This is a genomic window from Gammaproteobacteria bacterium (assembly GCA_036383255.1).
Lineage (GTDB): Bacteria > Pseudomonadota > Gammaproteobacteria > Natronospirales > REEB76 > DASUBN01.
Genome location: DASVOS010000011.1, coordinates 174,964 through 192,013, shown reverse-complemented (window position 1 = coordinate 192,013; position 17,050 = coordinate 174,964). Strand labels below are relative to the sequence as shown.

General features: G+C 67.5%; 12 protein-coding genes and 1 tRNA gene. 10 read left to right on the top strand and 3 right to left on the bottom strand.

Annotation, left to right across the window (positions count from 1 at the left end):
* Positions 1-313, bottom strand: a 313-nt coding sequence (locus VF651_07680; protein HEX7965582.1) for an NAD(P)-binding domain-containing protein, incomplete at its 3' end; no start/stop codon positions are given.
* Positions 314-458: 145 nt separating this feature from the next.
* Here VF651_07680 and recA point away from each other — a divergent pair.
* The 5 genes from recA (at position 459) to csrA (ending at position 6,269) form a co-directional block, all read left to right on the top strand.
* Positions 459-1,520 carry a recombinase RecA gene (gene recA, locus VF651_07675; GenBank protein HEX7965581.1) on the top strand — a complete coding sequence of 354 codons (1,062 nt, stop codon included), beginning with the start codon at positions 459-461 and terminating at the stop codon, positions 1,518-1,520.
* Positions 1,492-1,983 carry a regulatory protein RecX gene (locus VF651_07670; protein ID HEX7965580.1) on the top strand — a complete coding sequence of 164 codons (492 nt, stop codon included), beginning with the start codon at positions 1,492-1,494 and terminating at the stop codon, positions 1,981-1,983. The genes recA and VF651_07670 overlap by 29 nt, the downstream gene beginning before the upstream one ends.
* A gap of 76 nt (positions 1,984-2,059) precedes the next feature.
* Positions 2,060-4,678: an alanine--tRNA ligase gene (gene alaS / locus VF651_07665; GenBank protein ID HEX7965579.1), complete on the top strand. Its 2,619-nt coding sequence runs from the start codon at positions 2,060-2,062 to the stop codon at positions 4,676-4,678.
* Positions 4,679-4,694: 16 nt separating this feature from the next.
* Positions 4,695-5,948, top strand: coding sequence for an aspartate kinase (locus VF651_07660; protein HEX7965578.1), 1,254 nt, complete (start codon positions 4,695-4,697; stop codon positions 5,946-5,948).
* 120 nt (positions 5,949-6,068) lie between these two features.
* Positions 6,069-6,269 (top strand): carbon storage regulator CsrA, encoded by a 201-nt coding sequence (csrA, locus tag VF651_07655; protein HEX7965577.1) that lies wholly within the window; start codon positions 6,069-6,071, stop codon positions 6,267-6,269.
* Positions 6,270-6,572: 303 nt separating this feature from the next.
* Here the strand turns inward: csrA and VF651_07650 are convergent.
* Positions 6,573-6,666, bottom strand: a tRNA-Ser gene (locus VF651_07650).
* A 405-nt stretch (positions 6,667-7,071) separates the two neighbouring features.
* Here VF651_07650 and VF651_07645 point away from each other — a divergent pair.
* The 3 genes from VF651_07645 (at position 7,072) to VF651_07635 (ending at position 13,351) form a co-directional block, all read left to right on the top strand.
* Positions 7,072-10,089 (top strand): TonB-dependent receptor, encoded by a 3,018-nt coding sequence (locus VF651_07645; GenBank protein HEX7965576.1) that lies wholly within the window; start codon positions 7,072-7,074, stop codon positions 10,087-10,089.
* A 111-nt stretch (positions 10,090-10,200) separates the two neighbouring features.
* Complete coding sequence (locus VF651_07640) at positions 10,201-11,034, top strand: DUF481 domain-containing protein (protein ID HEX7965575.1); 834 nt, start codon at positions 10,201-10,203, stop codon at positions 11,032-11,034.
* Between the two features lie 169 nt (positions 11,035-11,203).
* The gene (locus VF651_07635; protein HEX7965574.1) at positions 11,204-13,351 is read left to right on the top strand and encodes a carboxy terminal-processing peptidase; all 2,148 of its coding nucleotides are present in this window, start codon (positions 11,204-11,206) and stop codon (positions 13,349-13,351) included.
* Here the strand turns inward: VF651_07635 and VF651_07630 are convergent.
* The gene (locus VF651_07630; protein ID HEX7965573.1) at positions 13,273-13,485 is read right to left on the bottom strand and encodes a tetratricopeptide repeat protein; all 213 of its coding nucleotides are present in this window, start codon (positions 13,483-13,485) and stop codon (positions 13,273-13,275) included. The genes VF651_07635 and VF651_07630 overlap by 79 nt on opposite strands.
* A 311-nt stretch (positions 13,486-13,796) precedes the next feature.
* Between VF651_07630 and VF651_07625 the strand changes: the two genes are divergently transcribed.
* Both VF651_07625 and VF651_07620 read left to right on the top strand, forming a co-directional pair.
* Entirely contained in the window at positions 13,797-14,567 is a 771-nt protein-coding gene (locus VF651_07625; protein HEX7965572.1) for a tetratricopeptide repeat protein, read from the top strand.
* A 156-nt stretch (positions 14,568-14,723) separates the two neighbouring features.
* A complete protein-coding gene (locus VF651_07620; GenBank protein HEX7965571.1) occupies positions 14,724-16,730 on the top strand; it encodes a winged helix-turn-helix domain-containing protein in 2,007 nt (668 codons plus the stop codon).
* Positions 16,731-17,050 lie beyond the last annotated feature (320 nt).

Genomic DNA, 17,050 nt, shown 5'->3' with positions numbered 1-17,050 from the left:
GCGCCAGCACCGCCGAGGCCGTCGTGTGGTCCACCAGGATCGCGCCTTTCTTCATGCCGGCGAGCGCTCCGTTGGCGCCGTAGACCACCGAGCGCACGTCGTCGTCGTTGCCGACGCACATCATCACGAAATCGCAGTCCTTTGCCGCCTCGCGCGGCGTCGCTGCGTGCTTGCCGCCGTACTCCTTCGCCCACTGCTCGGCCTTCGCGCGCGTGCGGTTGTAAACGGTCACGTCGTGACCGCCTTTTTTCAGCAGATGACCCGCCATCGGGTAGCCCATGACGCCGAGGCCGAGGAACGCGACTCTCGCCATCGCTTTGTCTCCTAATGGGTTTTTTGCAGTTGACAGGGGCCGGTCAACGGTTTCACAATCATGGACGTTTATACAGTATCCGGTGTTGGCCCAGGGCTCAGTACCTGCCGTAGATGCCGACCTAAAAGAAGAGGTACAGACGCAAATGGATGACAACAAGTCTAAGGCATTAGCCGCCGCGCTTTCCCAGATCGAGAAGCAGTTCGGCAAGGGCTCGATCATGAAAATGGACGCGGAGGCCATCAAGGACATCGAGACGGTGTCCACCGGCTCGCTCGGCCTCGACCTCGCGCTCGGCGTCGGCGGCCTGCCGCGCGGCCGGGTGGTCGAGATCTACGGCCCGGAATCGTCCGGCAAGACCACGCTCACGCTGCAGGTGATCGCCGAGATGCAGAAGGCCGGCGGCACCGCCGCCTTCATCGACGCGGAGAACGCGCTCGACATCTCCTACGCCGCCAAGCTCGGCGTCAAGACCGAGGACCTGCTCATCTCGCAGCCCGATACCGGCGAGCAGGCGCTCGAGATCGCGGACATGCTGGTCCGCTCGAACGCGGTCGACGTCGTCGTGATCGACTCGGTCGCCGCGCTGACGCCGAAGGCCGAAATCGAAGGCGAGATGGGCGAGCCGCAGATGGGACTGCAGGCGCGCCTCATGAGCCAGGCGCTGCGCAAGCTCACCGGCAACATCAAGCGCACCAACACTCTGGTGATCTTCATCAACCAGATCCGCATGAAGATCGGCGTCATGTTCGGCAACCCCGAGACCACCACCGGCGGCAACGCGCTCAAGTTCTACGCCTCGGTGCGCATGGACATCCGCCGCATCGGCGCCATCAAGGCCGGCGAGGAGGTCATCGGCAGCGAGACCCGCGTGAAGGTGGTGAAGAACAAGGTGGCGCCTCCGTTCAAGGTGGCGGAGTTCGAGATCCTCTACGGCAAGGGCATCTCCCGCGCCGGCGAGATCATCGAGCTCGGCGTGACCCACGAGTTCGTCGAGAAGTCCGGCGCCTGGTACAGCTACAAGGGCAAGAAGATCGCCCAGGGCAAGGAAGGCGCCCGCGAATACCTGGAGCAGAACCCGGAAGTGATGGCCGAGATCGAGGCCAGCATCCGCGAGAAGCTGGTGCCGAAGAAGGTCCCCGGCGCCCCACTGGCGGTGGTGGACAGCGACGAAGGCGATGAGCCTGAAGAGATCACGGAAGCCTGAGCCGGAGGAGGCCCGCGACCCGGCGAGGGTCAGGGCCAAGGCGCTGGCCCTCCTGGCCCGGCGCGAGCACTCCGCCCAGGAACTCAGGTCAAAGCTTCTTGGACGAGGCTATGAGAGCACCGCCGTCGAGGCGGTGCTCTCGTCATTGCAGGGGCAGTCGCTGCTCTCGGATGTCCGCTTCGTGCAGGAGTTCGTGGCTGCCCGGGTGCGGCGCGGTTCCGGCCCCCTCAAGATCCGCGCTGAACTACAGGGCCGGGGCGTGACCGGCGAGCTCATGGAGAAGGCGGTGGCGGGCCTGAAAGCGGCCTCGGCCCAGGGCGCGGAGGCTGCCAGGCGCAAGCGTTTTGGGACAGACTTGCCGAAGGATATGCCGGAACGGGCGCGGCAGGCGCGCTTCCTGCAGCAGCGCGGGTTCTCCATGGAGGACATCCGCAAGGCCCTGAAGGGCGACCTGGAAGACTAGAAGACCGCTATTTCAGCCGGAATACCGGTGTTTCTATTGGGTGGCGGGGGCCAAGGCCTCATAATATCCGCCCATGATGACCAGCAACGACATCCGCAAGAGTTTCCTGGAGTTCTTCCAGTCCAAGGGCCATATGGTGGTGCCTTCGAGCCCGCTCGTGCCCGCCAACGACCCGACGCTGCTCTTCACCAACGCCGGCATGGTGCAGTTCAAGGACGTGTTCCTGGGGCGCGACAAGCGCGACTACAGGCGCGCGGCCTCCTCGCAGCGTTGCGTGCGCGCCGGTGGCAAGCACAACGACCTGGAGAACGTGGGCTACACCGCCCGCCACCACACCTTCTTCGAGATGCTGGGCAACTTCAGCTTCGGCGACTACTTCAAGAAGGACGCGATCCTCTATTCCTGGGAACTCCTGACCCAGGTCTGGAAGCTGCCCCCGGAGAAGCTCTGGGTCACGGTCTACCACACGGACGACGAGGCCTACGGCCACTGGCTGAACGACGTGGGCGTGCCTGCGGCGCGCATCGTGCGCATCGGCGACAAGCCGGGCGGCCAGAAGTACCAGAGCGACAACTTCTGGCAGATGGCGGACACGGGCCCCTGCGGCCCCTGCTCCGAGATCTTCTACGACCACGGCGCCGACGTGGCCGGCGGGCCCCCGGGTTCGCCCGATGCGGACGGCGACCGTTACATCGAGATCTGGAACCTGGTGTTCATGCAGTTCGACCGCTCGGCGGACGGGGTGCTGACGCCCCTTCCCAAGCCCTGCGTGGACACGGGCATGGGCCTGGAGCGCGTGACGGCGGTGCTGCAGCACGTGCATTCCAACTATGAGATCGACCTCTTCCAGAAGCTCATTGCCGCTGCGGCAGATGTAACGGGCGCGAAGGACAAGAGCAGTCCCTCGCTGCGGGTGATCGCGGACCACATCCGCGCCTGCGCCTTCCTCATCACCGACGGCGTGCTGCCCTCCAACGAAGGCCGCGGCTACGTGCTGCGCCGCATCATCCGCCGTGCCATCCGTCACGGCTACAAGCTTGGTCAGGAGAAGCCCTTCTTCCACAAGCTGGTGAAGGCGCTGGACGCCGAGATGGGCGGGGCCTATCCGGAACTGCACAAGGCCGCCTCCCATGTGGAGAAGGTGCTGCTGCAGGAAGAGGAACGCTTCGCCGAGACGCTTGCTCAGGGCATGGGCCTCCTGGAGTCCGCCATCAAGGGGCTCAAGGGCAAGACGCTGCCGGGCGAGACGGTGTTCAAGCTCTACGACACCTATGGCTTCCCGGCCGACCTCACCAACGACATCGCCCGCGAGCGCGGCCTCGCCATCGACGAGGCGGGCTTCGAGCGCGAGATGGAATCCCAGCGCGACCGCGCCCGCTCCGCCAGCAAGTTCGGCGCCGAGTACGGCCAGGACGTGGCCATCGAAGGTGAGACGGCCTTCAAGGGCTACGAGCACCTGAAGCATCCCGGCAAGGTCGTGGCGTTGTTCCGCGGCAAGGACGCGGTGCAGGCGCTCAAGGCCGGCGAGCAGGGCATGGTGGTGCTGGACCAGACGCCGTTCTACGCCGAGTCCGGCGGCCAGGTGGGCGACCAGGGCCTGCTCAAGAATGGCAACGGCGCGTTCAAGGTGGCGGACACCCAGAAGCGCGGCGGTGGCGCTTTCGCTCACATGGGCCAAGTCACCCACGGCGAGATCAAGCTGGGCGACACCGTGGACGCGCAGGTGGATGAAGGCCTGCGCGCGGCCACGGTGCTGAACCACTCCGCCACGCACCTCTTGCATGCGGCCCTGCGCAAGGTGCTGGGCACCCACGTGACCCAGAAAGGTTCGCTGGTGGCGCCGGACCGGCTGCGCTTCGACTTCTCCCACTACCAGGCGGTGACGCCGGAGGAGCTCTCGAAGATCGAGGACCTGGTGAACACCGAGATCCGCCGCAACGAGGCGGCGGACGTGCGCGAGACCAGCTACGACGAGGCCATCAAGGCCGGGGCCATGGCGCTGTTCGGCGAGAAGTACGGCAACGTGGTGCGGGTGATGAAGTTCGGCGACTTCTCCACCGAACTCTGCGGCGGCACCCACGTGCACCGCACCGGCGACATCGGACTCTTCAAGATATTGAGCGAGGGCGGCGTGGCCGCCGGCGTGCGCCGCATCGAGGCGGTGACGGGCGCGGGTGCCCTGGCCTACGTGCATACCCTGCAGGGCACCGTGCGCGCGCTGGTGGACGCCTTGCGCTCCGACGACATCGTAGCCAAGACACAGCAACTGCAGGAACGGGTGAAGCAACTGGAGAAACAGCTGGCCCAGGCTTCCGGCAAGCTCGCGGCGAACCGCGGCGACGAACTCACGGCTTCTGCGCAGGCCATCGGTCCCGCCAAGGTGCTGGCGGCGGCGGTGGAGGGCGTGGACGCGGCAGCGCTGCGCGAACTCATGGACCAGCTCAAGAACAAGCTCGGCTCGGCGGTGGTGGTGCTGGGCGCCGCCAGCGAGGGCAAGGTGAGCCTCATCGCGGGCGTGACCCAGGACCTCACCGGCAAGGTGAAGGCGGGTGAGCTCGTGAACATGGTGGCCCAGCAGGTGGGCGGCAAGGGCGGCGGCCGGCCGGACATGGCACAGGCCGGCGGCACCGATCCCTCCAAGCTCGACGCCGCACTCAAGTCCGTGCCGGACTGGGTGCGTTCGAAGATAGCTTGATCGTCCGGCCGTCGCCGTGGCTCTGATCGTCCAGAAGTACGGCGGCACTTCGGTGGCGGACTGCGCCCGCATCGAGCATGTGGCGGGCAAGGTCGCCGCGACCCTCGGGCAGGGCGATGAGGTGGTGGTGACGGTCTCGGCCATGGCCGGCGAGACGGACCGGCTCTTGGGCCTGGCCCATCGTCTCGTCCCGCGCCCGAACCAGCGCGAGCTCGACGTGCTGCTCGCCACCGGGGAGCAGGTCTCCATCGCGCTGCTCTGCATCGCGCTCGAGAAGCGCGGCCTCAAGGCGCGCTCCTTCACCGCGGGGCAGGTCTGCATCCGCACCGACAGCGCCCACACCAAGGCGCGCATCCAGGAGATCGACACCCAGGCCCTGCGCGAGTGCCTGGCCGCGGGCTGTGTGCCGGTGGTGGCGGGATTCCAGGGCCTGGACCCGCAGGGCAACATCACCACCCTCGGCCGCGGCGGCGGCGACACCACCGCCGTCGGCCTCGCGGCGGCGCTCAAGGCCGATGAATGCCAGATCTACACCGACGTGGACGGCGTCTACACCGCCGACCCGCGCCTGGTGCCCGAGGCCCGGCGCCTGCCGCGCATCACCTTCGAGGAGATGCTGGAGCTCGCGAGCCAGGGTTCCAAGGTGCTGCAGATCCGTGCAGTGGAGTTCGCCGGCAAATACAATGTGCCCCTGCGCGTGCTGTCCACCTTCAAGGAAGGGGAGGGCACCCTCATCACCTACGAGGATCAAGCCGTGGAAGCCGCCGTGGTCTCAGGCATCGCCTTCAACCGCGACGAGGCGGAAGTCTCGCTGCTCGGCGTGCCGAACGAGCCGGGCATCGCCTACCGCATCCTGGGGCCGGTGTCGGACGCGAACATCGAAGTGGACATGATCGTGCAGAACGTCGCGCGGGACGGCCGCATGGATTTCAGCTTCACCATCCACCGCAACGACTACCCGCAGGTGATGGATATTTTGCGTGCGAACCTAAACCGCATCGGCGCCCAGAACCTGCAGGGCAACGAGCGGGTGGTGAAGATCTCCGTGGTGGGCGTGGGAATGCGTTCCCACGCTGGGGTGGCGAGCACCCTGTTCCGGGCACTGGCCGAGCAGGGCATCGACATACGCATGGTGGCCACCTCCGAGATCAAGGTCTCGGTGGTGGTGGACGAGAAGCAGCTGGAGGCGGGGGTGCGCGCCCTGCACCAAGCCTTCGGCCTCGCGGCCTCCCCCCGGGAGGATTTCCTGCACCGTGGCGCGGCGGGTTGAGCCCGGCGGGCCATGGGCGCAGAATAGCCACAAAACGTCCCGCAGAGGACGGATACGAAGAAGAAGAAAAGGACTTCTCAGAGGTGATTGGGACATAGGGCTACTTCAAGGAGTCGAGAGATGCTGATCCTTACGCGTCGCGTAGGCGAGACGCTCATGATCGGAGACGAGGTCACGGTGACGGTGCTCGGGGTCAAGGGCAACCAGGTACGGCTCGGGGTGAACGCGCCCCGCACCGTGTCGGTGCACCGCGAGGAAATCTACGAGCGCATCCGCCGCGAGCAGGAAGGCGGCACCCCGCCCGAGACCGGCAACAGCTGAATCCCCGCTTCCCGAGGCGTTGATCTGCCCGCACGCGGGCTTCCATGCTTTTCGGATCCAATGAAAAAGAGCCCTCGAAGGGCTCTTTTTTATGAGGGCTTGAATCCCGGATCGATGCGGAGAGGGAGGGATTACGCCGGGCTATCCTGCCCGGCGCCCTGCGGGCCAGCGCCGCGAGGCGGCGCTGTTCAAAATTGCTCCAGGCGATTTTGTCGAACCAGCCTTATATGCATCGAGGGTTCGAACTGCCTCCCCAAGTTCGATAAAAAAGGGCCTCCCGGAGGAGGCCCTTTTTTATCGAATTGGCGGAGAGGGAGGGATTCGAACCCTCGATACAGGTTTTAGCCCGTATACGCCCTTAGCAGGGGCGCGCCTTCGACCACTCGGCCACCTCTCCAAGAACTCAGGATTTTTTGCTTCGCTTGACGTGCCTTCCAGCGGCTCGCCGTTGTGCGGCTCGCCCTGTCCGGCTGCGAAGGCCTACGGCCTTCGCCCAAGGGGTCAGGGGGCGCATGATACCGGGCAGGGCACGGGCCGGTCAAAAAGAGACAGCCGCTTCACCGGCGGCGGATGCGCGCCATGCCCGCATGGAGCGCCGCCTTCGCTCCTCTCTCCGCCAGCACTGACCGTCGCGTTCCGCTCTGCGGCGCACCCGTGTAACCCCCTATCGCCGGCAAAGCCACTTCTCCGCGCGCGCAGCGGTAACCACTTTACTCCCTTACTACTAATAGTATAGTACGTCGAAAATAGTACTCGCCTCGCGCAGAGAAGCATCCACAACGACGACTTGGGGAGATATCAGATGGCAATCCGCTCGCTGTCCCTGTCGAAGACCATCCGCGGCCTGCTGCTCACGGGCGCCGTGCTGCAGATCGCACCTGCCCTGGCCCAGGAGCCCGCCCCGGAGGAGGCTGCCCCGCCGCCGGGCAGCGCCCAGCTCGGCAAGATCGAGGTCACCGGCACGCGCATCAAGCGTGCCGACGTGGAGGCAGCCCGCCCCATCACCATCGTGACCCAGGAGCAGATCAAGGCCACCGGCCTCACCGCGCTCGGCGACGTGCTGCAGCAGCTGCCTTCCACCGGCGCGGCGCCCAACCGGCAGTTCAACAACGGCGGCAGCGGCCGCACCAACATCGACCTGCGCAACCTGGGCGCGAACCGCGTGCTGGTGCTGCTGGACGGCAAGCGCGTGGTGAGCGGCCTGGGCGGCGACGTGGACCTCAACACCGTGCCGGTGGCGGTGGTGGACCACGTGGAGATCCTGCAGGATGGCGCCTCCTCGCTGTACGGTTCCGACGCCATCTCCGGCGTCATCAACATCATCACCCTCAAGCGCTACAACGGAGCCGAGGCCAACGCCCACTTCGGCAAGTACGACGCCCACGCCGACGGCGGCGGCTGGGACGGGCAGGAGGAGCAATACGACTTCACCCTCGGCAGCGCGGGCGACCGCGGCGGCGCGGTGATGAACGTCTCCTACGTGAACGAGGCGCCGATCTTCGCCGGCGACCGCACAATCTCGAAGGAACCCGTGGTGGGCTCCCGGGGAGGCAGCTTCCTCACGCCCAGCGGGCTGTTCAACATCCTCGACGTGAACGGCTGCCCCGGCTCCGCGACGCTGACGAGCTACGGCACCTGCTCCATGACCCTGGTCGACACGCCCAAGCCGGGGCATGCGGGCAGCTCCAACGGCCCCTCGCTGAGCAACTTCCGCGACATCGGCAACGGCGACCGCTTCAACTACGCTCCCGCCAACTTCCTCGCCATCCCCAGCGAGCGCAGCGCCTTCTACCTGGAGGGGCACTACGACATCGCCGACAACCTCAGTTTCAGCACCCAGGCGCTGTTCAACGAACGCAAGTCCTCCCAGCAGCTCGCGCCCAACACCCTGACCCTGGGCGCCTTCGGCCAGGCCAAGGCGAACGGCGTGGCGGTCGGCATCTCGGGCCAGAACCCCTACAACCCCTTCGGCGTGGACCTGGTGGGCAACTCCAGCGACGCCTGCATCTTCGCCGGCAGCTGCGACTCGCTGCTGTTCCTCGGCCGGCGCCTGTCGGAAGGCGGCAACCGGGTGTTCACCCAGACCGTCAAGAACTTCCAGTTCAACGGCGGCTTCGAGGGGTACTACCGCTTCCTCGGCAAGGAGTGGGACTGGGACGCCGGCTTCGCCTACGGCAACAACTACGAGAGCGACCGGGCGGGCGGCGTGGTGAACACGTTCCGGCTGCAGCAGGAGCTGGGCGTGCCGGGGGCCGCGCCCTGCGCCGGCGCGGGAGCCGGCTGCACCCCGCTCAACATCTTCGGCGGCGACGGCACCATCACGCCGGGGATGCTGAACTACGTGCTGTTCGAGCAGCACGACGTGGTGGCCCAGAACATGCGCAACTACACCGCCAACACCAGCAGCACCCTGGCGGACCTCCCGGCGGGGCCGCTCGGCATGGCATTGGGCGCCGAGTACCTGGAGACCGACGGCTTCTCGCACCCGGACGCGCTGGTGACCCAGGGGAACACCGCCAACAGCCTGATCCCGCCCACCGAGGGGCGCGAGACCACCCGGGCGGAGTATGTGGAGTTCGACATCCCGCTGGCTGCGGGCCTGCCGTTCATGCAGAAGGTGGACCTGGACCTCGCCAACCGCTGGTCGCACTTCGAGTGGAAGGGCGGGGCGCTGAACACGGGCAACCTGGCGGCGCACACCGACAGCGCCTCCACCGGCAGCGCTTCGCTGCGCTGGCAGTCCAACGACCAGCTGCTGCTGCGCGCCTCCTGGACCCAGGGCTTCCGCATCCCCAGCATCAGCGACCTGTTCCTGGCGGACAGCGACAGCTTCCAGTTCCTCACCGATCCCTGCGTGGTCACGCCCGCCAACCCGGTCAAGGCCCCGAAGTGCGGTGCCGGGCCGTACTCGCTGCAGTTCCCGGGCAGCGGCGAGATCCACACCACCATCGGCGGCAACACGAACCTGACGCCGGAGCGGGCCATCTCCCAGACGGTGGGTTTCGTCTACGACCCGGACTGGCTGCCTGGGTTCGATGTGAGCGCGGACTACTACAAGATCAACCTGCAGAACGCCATCAGCCAGATCCCGGCGCAGCTGGTCCTGGACGGCTGCTACGTGCACGGCCAGCCGCGCTACTGCAGCCTCATCACCCGCTCGGGCGGGGACCACGGCGCCAACGCGCCCGGGGCCATCACCAACATCGACAACCTCAACATCAATGCCAGCGGCATCAAGGTCGAGGGCATGGATCTGAGCCTGCACTACAAGTTCCCCTCCACCGCGGTGGGGGACTTCAAGGCCGGCCTGGAGTGGTCGTTCACCAAGCAGTACGTGGCGACCCTGGCGTTCGGCACCGACTTCAGCAGCCAGGAGCTCTCCGGCACCACCACCAACGGTGCCGGCACCGCCGGCACGAGCTCGGTCACGGGCGGCATCCCCAAGCAGCGGGCCACCCTCAACCTCAACTGGAGCCGCGGCGACTGGTCGGCGAGCTGGAACGTGCAGTACGTCGGCGCGCTGGTGGAGGACTGCTCGGCCGCGGTGGTGGTGGACCCGCCGAGCCGCTGTCCGCTCACCGTGGACTTCCCGTTCGAGAGCGGCCCGGTGCCGGGTAACCATATCGGCGCGACGGTCTACCACGACGTGCAGCTGACCTACCACGTGGACGTGCTGGACTCGGACTTCGGCGTGGGCGTGCGCAACCTGTTCGACAAGCAGCCGCCCATCGCCATGTCCGCCTTCGCCAACAGCTTCCTGCCCACGTTCTACCGCACGCCGGGGCGCTTCCTGTACGTGACGGCGGGGGTGAAGTTCTGAGGTAGACCGCATACTGTCATGTAAAAACGCCCGTCCCGGGCGCTTCCCTTATCATCCGGTGCAGGATGGGATGGAGGCGCCCGGATCATGGTGCGAGCAGGGATCGTAGCGATGGCGCTGGTTGCGGCGCTGGGCATGAGTGGCGCGCGCGCCGACGCGAACCTCACCGACCTGCAGGCGAACGCCGACGCGGCGCGCCAGACCGCGGTGGCGGAGGGCTGGCAGGGCTCGGTCGCGCTCGGCTACCTGCAGACCACCGGCAACGTGAACAGCTCCACCTTCAACGGCAAGGCGCTGGCGGGCTACCGGTCGGGCAACTGGCAGGACTCCGTGCTGGTGCAGACCCTCAAGGCCAGCCAGGACGGCGGCCTCATCGCCGAGAGCTTCAACTTCAACGGGCAGGCCGACTACAACCTGGACCCGAACGACTACCTGTTCGGCAACCTCGACTACCTGCGCGACGTGTTCAGCGGTTACGAGCGCCGCGTCTCGGAGGTGGTGGGCCTCGGCCACCGGCTGCTCACCACCAGCACCCAGCAGCTCGACGTCGAGTTCGGCGTGGGCGGCCGCCAGACGCACTACACCACGGGCCTGCGCGAGTCCGAGCCGGTGGAGCGGCTGGCGGCGAGCTACCTGTGGAAGTTCAGCGCCAACAGCAACTTCACCGAGAACTTCAGCATGGTGCACGGCTCCAGCAACACCTTGAGCCAGTCGGTGAGCACGCTCACCGCGAACCTGGACAACAGCTTCGCGCTGTCGGTGTCCTATACGGTCACCCACAACAGCGCCGTGCTGCCGGGGTTCAAGAACACCGACGCGGTGACCGCCCTCTCGCTGGTCTATACGTTCACGCCGCCGGCGCCTCCGCCGCCGGCAACGCCCCCGCAGCCTCCGCCCGCGTCCGAGACCGCACCCAGCACCCCGCCGCCGGGCGGCTATCGCTAGGGTAGCCACCCGGGGCACCGGAAGCCCGTGTGAAGCCGCACTGCGCCGGCTGTGACCTGCGCCACTGAACTGGCAGAGGCGGGCATGGTCCAATCGTGAGGTCCCCGGGCCCGATACAATGAGCCATGCCGGCGCCGCCCGCCGCTCCCTACCCTCCAAGACCGGTGCCATGAACAAGAAGCTCCTGCTGCTGCTCGTCTCGAACCTCGCCTGGCTGTATCCGGCCGCGCACACGCAGACGGCGTCCGCGACCATCGAGAACCCGCCGGCCGTCATCGCGCCGCAGCCGGGGCAGGCCGCCGTGGATCAGGCGGTGGCCTACGTGCTCACCCACTACCACTACAGCCGCGAGCCGCTGGACGCGGGGCTCGCGGTCAAGATCTTCGACGAGTACCTGAAGACCCTGGACCAGAGCCACGGCTACTTCCTGCAGTCGGACATCGACTCCTTCATGTCCTACCGCCTGACGCTGGCGGACAGCATCCGCGACGGCGACCTCAAGCCCGCGTTCGCCATCTACGCCGTGTTCAAGCAGCGTTTCGACGCGCGCATGGACTACGCGCTGGCCCAGCTCGCTGCCCAGCCGGACCTGGGCCAGGACGAGTCCCTGCCGCTGGACGACAAGCCCAAGGCCTGGGCCAAGGATCCCGCGGCGCTCGACGACCTGTGGCGCAAGCGCGTCAAGAACGACGTGATCGACTTCATGCTGGACGGCAAGACCTGGCCGCAGGCGCAGGCGCTGTTGAAGAAGCGCTACAGCACGCTGCGCGACGGCGTGGACAAGTTCGACAGCGACGACGTGTTCGCGACCTTCATGAACGCCTATGCCCGGGCGCTGGACCCGCACACCGAGTACTTCCCGCCGGTGGAGTACGACCAGTTCAAGACCCAGATGAGCCTCAAGCTCGAGGGCATCGGCGTCGAGCTGCAGACGGACGACGACTACGTGAAGATCGCGCGGGTGCTGCCTGGCAGCCCTGCCGCCAAGAGCGGTGCGCTGCACCCGGGCGACCGCATCGCCGCGGTGGGACAGGGCGATGGCGGCGACTTCGTGGACGTGGTGGGCTGGCGGCTGGACGACGTGGTGCGGCTCACGCGCGGCCCCAAGGGCACGGTGCTCAGGCTGCAGGTGCTGCCGGCCGGCGCACGGGCGGGTTCGGCGACCAAGCCGATCCGCCTGGTGCGCGACGCCATCAAGCTCGCCGAGCAGGCGGCCCGCAGCGACGTGATCACGGTGCCGCGCAAGGGCGGCGGCGTGGCCCGCATCGGCGTGGTCCGCATCCCCGAGTTCTACACCGACTTCGACGAGCGCGCCGCCGGCAAGCCCGACTACAACAGCGTGACGCGCGACGTGCGCCGCCTGCTGGACGGCTTCAAGTCCCGGCACGTGGAAGGCGTGATCATCGACATCCGCAACAACGGCGGCGGCTCGCTGCAGGAGGCGGCGGACCTCGCCGGCCTCTTCATCCCGCGGGGCCCCATGGTGCAGCTGCGCAGCTCCGGCGACCGGGTCACGGTGGTGCGCTCCAGCACCACGCCGGTGTACTCCGGCCCCCTGGCGGTGCTGGTGGACCGCCTCAGCGCCTCGGCCTCGGAGATCTTCGCGGCGGCGGTGCAGGACTACCGGCGCGGCGTCATCATCGGCAACGACACCTACGGGAAGGGCGTGGCCACCCAGTTCGCCGACCTCTCGGAGATGACCGACGCGGAGGCGGAGGCCGGCCAGCTCATGTTCGTCTCGGACAAGTTCTACCGCGTCACCGGCGCCAGCACCCAGGACAAGGGCGTGGCTCCGGACATCATCCTGCCCTCGCAGATCGACCCGACCCAGTTCGGCGAGGAGACCGAGGACAACCCGCTGCCCTGGGACACCATCGCGCCGGTGCCTTACAAGGCGCTGGACTACAAGGTGGACGCGATACTGCCGGAGCTGAAGAAGCGCCACGAGCAGCGCGCCAAGGACGACCCGCTGTTCCGGCTCTACATCGGCGACGTCGAGCACCTGAAGCAGGACGCCGCGGCCACTAGCCTCTCACTCAAGCTGGATGCGCGCCGGCACGTGGAAGAGCAGGAACAGGCCTGGCGCGACAAGGACGAGCTGGCCTGGAAGAAGCTCACCGGCGGCACGCCGGCGGAGGCGCCGGGTGGCGGCGGCGAGGTGGCGAGCGCCCAGGATGTGGCGTTGCGTGAGGGCGCGGCCATCGTGGCCGACATGCACGAGCTGGCGCGGCCCGGGTCTCAAGCCGCCCGGAGCGGGACGGCCGCCGGCCGTTCCACTGCAGGCTCGGCCGCGATGAACGACGCCACCGAGAGATAGAAGCGCGCCTCCACGCTGGCTGGATCCTGCTCCAGGGCGAGTTCCAGCAGTCGCCGCGCCTCCCCACGCTGGCCCAGGGCGAGCCGCACGCGGGCGAGGCGCCAGAGCGCGTCCACGCCGGGTACCTCGCGCAACGCCTGTTCGCACTGCGCGAGTTCGTCCCGCCAGCGTGCCTGCGCACGGGTCTGCCGCCAGGAGTCATGGGCTTGCGCCACCGGACGGTACCTCCATACCGGTCGGGATGACGCCGCCACCTTCGCAGAAGCCGCCACCGCGGGGCAGCGGCGATGCTGACAAGCTGACGGGGCGATCCTGCCTATGGCCTGGCCCCGCAGGGCCCAAATATATGAATCAGCCATAAATCAGAAGATTTTCGGCCTGTCCCGGGGACTCCTCGGCTATACCTGTGGTCGTAAGCGACAGGTACCCCTGGAGGATTTCCGTCATGAACCGCGACCCGAAACTGCTCTCCGATTCGTACAAGCCGGCCTTGCTCGCCCTCATGGGCTTGGCGCTGGCACTGGCGGCGCCGCTGGCGTCCGCCGACGACCATCTGCCCCCCGGGGTCAGGGTGATCTACATCCATCCGCCGGCCTACGTGGACAAGGTGCCGGGCAACACCACCTATACCGACCAGGATATCGAGCAGGCGGAGGAACTCGCCAGGCTCGGTGATGCGGAGGCCCAGGCGAACCTGGGCGTGATGCTCACCACCCGCGGCAAGTACGCGGAGGCCGCCGCCTGGTACAAGCGCGCCGCCGACATGGGCATCGCCACCGCCGCTTATAACCTCGGCACGCTCTACTACAACGGCCAGGGCTTCCCTCAGGACTACGCCCAGGCGCGTCACTGGTTCGAGCTCGCGGCCCGCCGCAACGATCCATATGCGGAGTTCCAGCTCGGCATGATGTACGGCGACGGCAAGGGCATGGACGCGGATCCCGCCGCCGAGATGCGCTGGTACACCAAGGCTGCGAGCCAGGGCCTGCCCGCCGCGCAGTACAACCTGGCTGTGATGTACCACAACGCCGAGGGCGTCGAGCAGCAGGATGACGTGCGGGCCTATGCCTGGCTGCTCCTGGCCCAGCGCGGCGGCGTGGACATCGCGGAGGCCAAGCCCATCATCACCGACGGCATGAGCGAGGAACAGATACAGGCAGCGGAGAAACTCAGCCGCACCCTGTACGTCGCTCCTGACGCGTACAAGAGGCAGTGACGGTTTCCGGCGCGGATCTGCCGGCCGGCGGGCGCGTCCCGCGCACCGCCGGCGGCGGCAGCACCCATGTGATCTTCCGGACATGCAGGGGAGCCACACGTGAATCCGACGTCCTTGGAGCGCATAGCCCCGCCCGGCGAGGCTGGATATGATGTGATGCGCAGGCCCGGGCCCCAGGCGCGGGTGGCGCTGGCGGTCCGGGGTGCCGAGCCCGGTGGCGCGGCCGACAGCCGCGGCATGAACAGCGTTCAGGAGCCGACCCGAGTGCAGTATACGTTCGGCCAATACGTCTTCGACCCGCACAGCGGCGAGCTCAACGACGGCCAGAAGACCGCGCAGCTGCGCCCGCAGGTGGCGAAGCTGCTGGAACTGCTGCTGCGCAAGGCCAACACCACCGTCTCGCGCGAGGAGATCAAGAACCACCTGTGGGGCAGCCACATCGTGGTGGAGTTCGAGGAGGGGATCAGCGCCTGCGTGCGGCAGCTGCGCATCGCGCTCAACGACGGCGCCTCAGGCACGCGTTACATCCAGACCATCTCGCGGCGCGGCTACAAGTTCGTGTTCCCCGTGAGCGTGAGCGAGGACGGCCAGGCGCTGGAGCGCCGCGCCCAGGCCGCCGCCGCGGCCATGCCTGCCGCCGTCCCGGCTGCGCCGCCCGCCGCTGTCCCCGGCCTGCGCCCGGTGCACCTGGCGGCGGTGCTGGTGCCGGTGCTGATCCTGGTGCTGGTCGCCTTCATGCTCTACAAGCAGCGCGGCACGGGCTACGTGCCCGGCGCCGAGGGCAGCCCGGCCACCGTGGTGGCGGTGCTACCGTTCAACGATCTCTCGCCGAACCAGGGCGATGCGATCCTGGGCGCCTCCATCTCCAACGAGGTCATCAACCTGCTCGGTCCCATCGCACCCGAGCGCCTGGGCGTGATCGCCAGCACCTCGTCGGCCCACTACCTCAAGGGCGGCGAGACCATCAAGCAGATCGGCCAGGAGCTGGGCGCGAACTTCGTGCTGGAGGGCTCCATCACCCGCCAGGCCCAGGGCTACCGCATCTCGGCGCGGCTCATCCGCTCGGTGGACCAGAGCTACGTGTGGGGTGACGAGTACGACCTCGATACCAACTACTCCGGCGGCGCCTACCGCCAGCTGGTGATCCGCATCGCGACCCAAGTGGCGACGCTGCTCGCGCCCAACGCCACGGTGAAGCCGCTCGCGTTCACCAACAACCGCGATGCCGCCATCGCCTTCCAGACCGGCCGCTACCTCATCGGCCAGGGCAAGCTCGACGAGGCCTATGACGGCTGCCAGAAGGCCATCGCTCTTGACCCGGGTTTCGCCGCCGCCTACGCCTGTGCCGCCCGCGCACTGCTGCGCGAGCAGGACATGAAGCGCGCCGACCTCGACGACGTGCGCAAGCTGGTGGCGCGCGCGCTGAGCCTGGACGGGGGCTCGGCCGAGTCCAAGCTGCTCAAGGGCGAGCTGGACATGTACTACGACTGGGACCTCGCCAAGGCGGGTCCCGAGTTCAAGGATTCCCTGCGCCTCAACCCGGGCGATGCCTGGGCATGGCAGGCCTACGGCGAGTACCTGGTGGCGGTAGGCCAGAACAGCGGCATGCAGAACGCCATGGACACGGCGCGCGCGCTGGACCCGGCCTCGGTGAGCGCCACCGACGATCTGGCGCTGGTCTCCTACCTCACCGGCCAGTACGCCAAGGCCGAGAGCAGCGCCCGCACCAACGCAGGCCTCAACCCCCAGGACCGGCTCGCGCAGCACCTGCTGACCTTGAGCCTGCTCGGCGCCGGCAAGTACGCCGAGGCCGCCCAGCAGGCCGCGGTGGAGATGCAGGTGCTGCAGGCCCCGGCCGCGGACATAGCCAGGGTGAAGGGCAGCGGCCACGGTTCGCTGGTGAGCTACTTCAACTGGTACGCGGACCAGGCTGCCCGCGCGCCGGCGGACAAGCACAGCGCGGTGTTCCTGGCGGACGCCTACATGCACCTCGGCAAACCCGACCAGGCCTATACGGTGCTGGCGGGGGCGGTGCGGGACAAGGACGTGAGCACCCTGGTGCCGTTCCTCAGCGTGTGGCCGAGCCTGAAGCCCCTGTGCACCCGTTCTGACTTCCTCAGTCTCACCAAGCGGCTCGGCCAGATCGGTTGCCTGCCCCAATAGGAACGGTCCAAGAGCCTGTTTTAACGGGCTTTTGGGCCGTTTTCCTTGACCCGGCGGGGCCAAGCCGGGATAATTCACGCCCTTCGCCGAGCCCTTATTAAGTACCTGGCTACGAACCAGGTGGTCATGGGTTCTGCTCGATCCAAGCGCCCGTAGCTCAGCTGGCTGAGCCGGCCTCCCCAGCGAAGCGATAGCTTCGCCCGGCGAAGCTGAGGCAGGGATGCCGAGGTGGGCGAGCCGCATGCGGCTCGCGCGAGGCAGGGAGCCGAGCTGGATGAATACCAGGGAAGGACGAGACTAGATTTAGACAGACAGTTCTA

What these genes read in the sequence shown, in the direction of transcription:
- recA (HEX7965581.1), top strand. Translation starts at nt 459, where the DNA reads ATGGATGACAACAAGTCTAAGGCATTAGCCGCCGCGCTTTCCCAGATC.
- VF651_07670 (HEX7965580.1), top strand. Translation starts at nt 1,492, where the DNA reads ATGAGCCTGAAGAGATCACGGAAGCCTGAGCCGGAGGAGGCCCGCGAC.
- alaS (HEX7965579.1), top strand. Translation starts at nt 2,060, where the DNA reads ATGACCAGCAACGACATCCGCAAGAGTTTCCTGGAGTTCTTCCAGTCC.
- csrA (HEX7965577.1), top strand. Translation starts at nt 6,069, where the DNA reads ATGCTGATCCTTACGCGTCGCGTAGGCGAGACGCTCATGATCGGAGAC.
- VF651_07645 (HEX7965576.1), top strand. Translation starts at nt 7,072, where the DNA reads ATGGCAATCCGCTCGCTGTCCCTGTCGAAGACCATCCGCGGCCTGCTG.
- VF651_07640 (HEX7965575.1), top strand. Translation starts at nt 10,201, where the DNA reads ATGGCGCTGGTTGCGGCGCTGGGCATGAGTGGCGCGCGCGCCGACGCG.
- VF651_07635 (HEX7965574.1), top strand. Translation starts at nt 11,204, where the DNA reads ATGAACAAGAAGCTCCTGCTGCTGCTCGTCTCGAACCTCGCCTGGCTG.
- VF651_07625 (HEX7965572.1), top strand. Translation starts at nt 13,797, where the DNA reads ATGAACCGCGACCCGAAACTGCTCTCCGATTCGTACAAGCCGGCCTTG.
- VF651_07620 (HEX7965571.1), top strand. Translation starts at nt 14,724, where the DNA reads ATGCGCAGGCCCGGGCCCCAGGCGCGGGTGGCGCTGGCGGTCCGGGGT.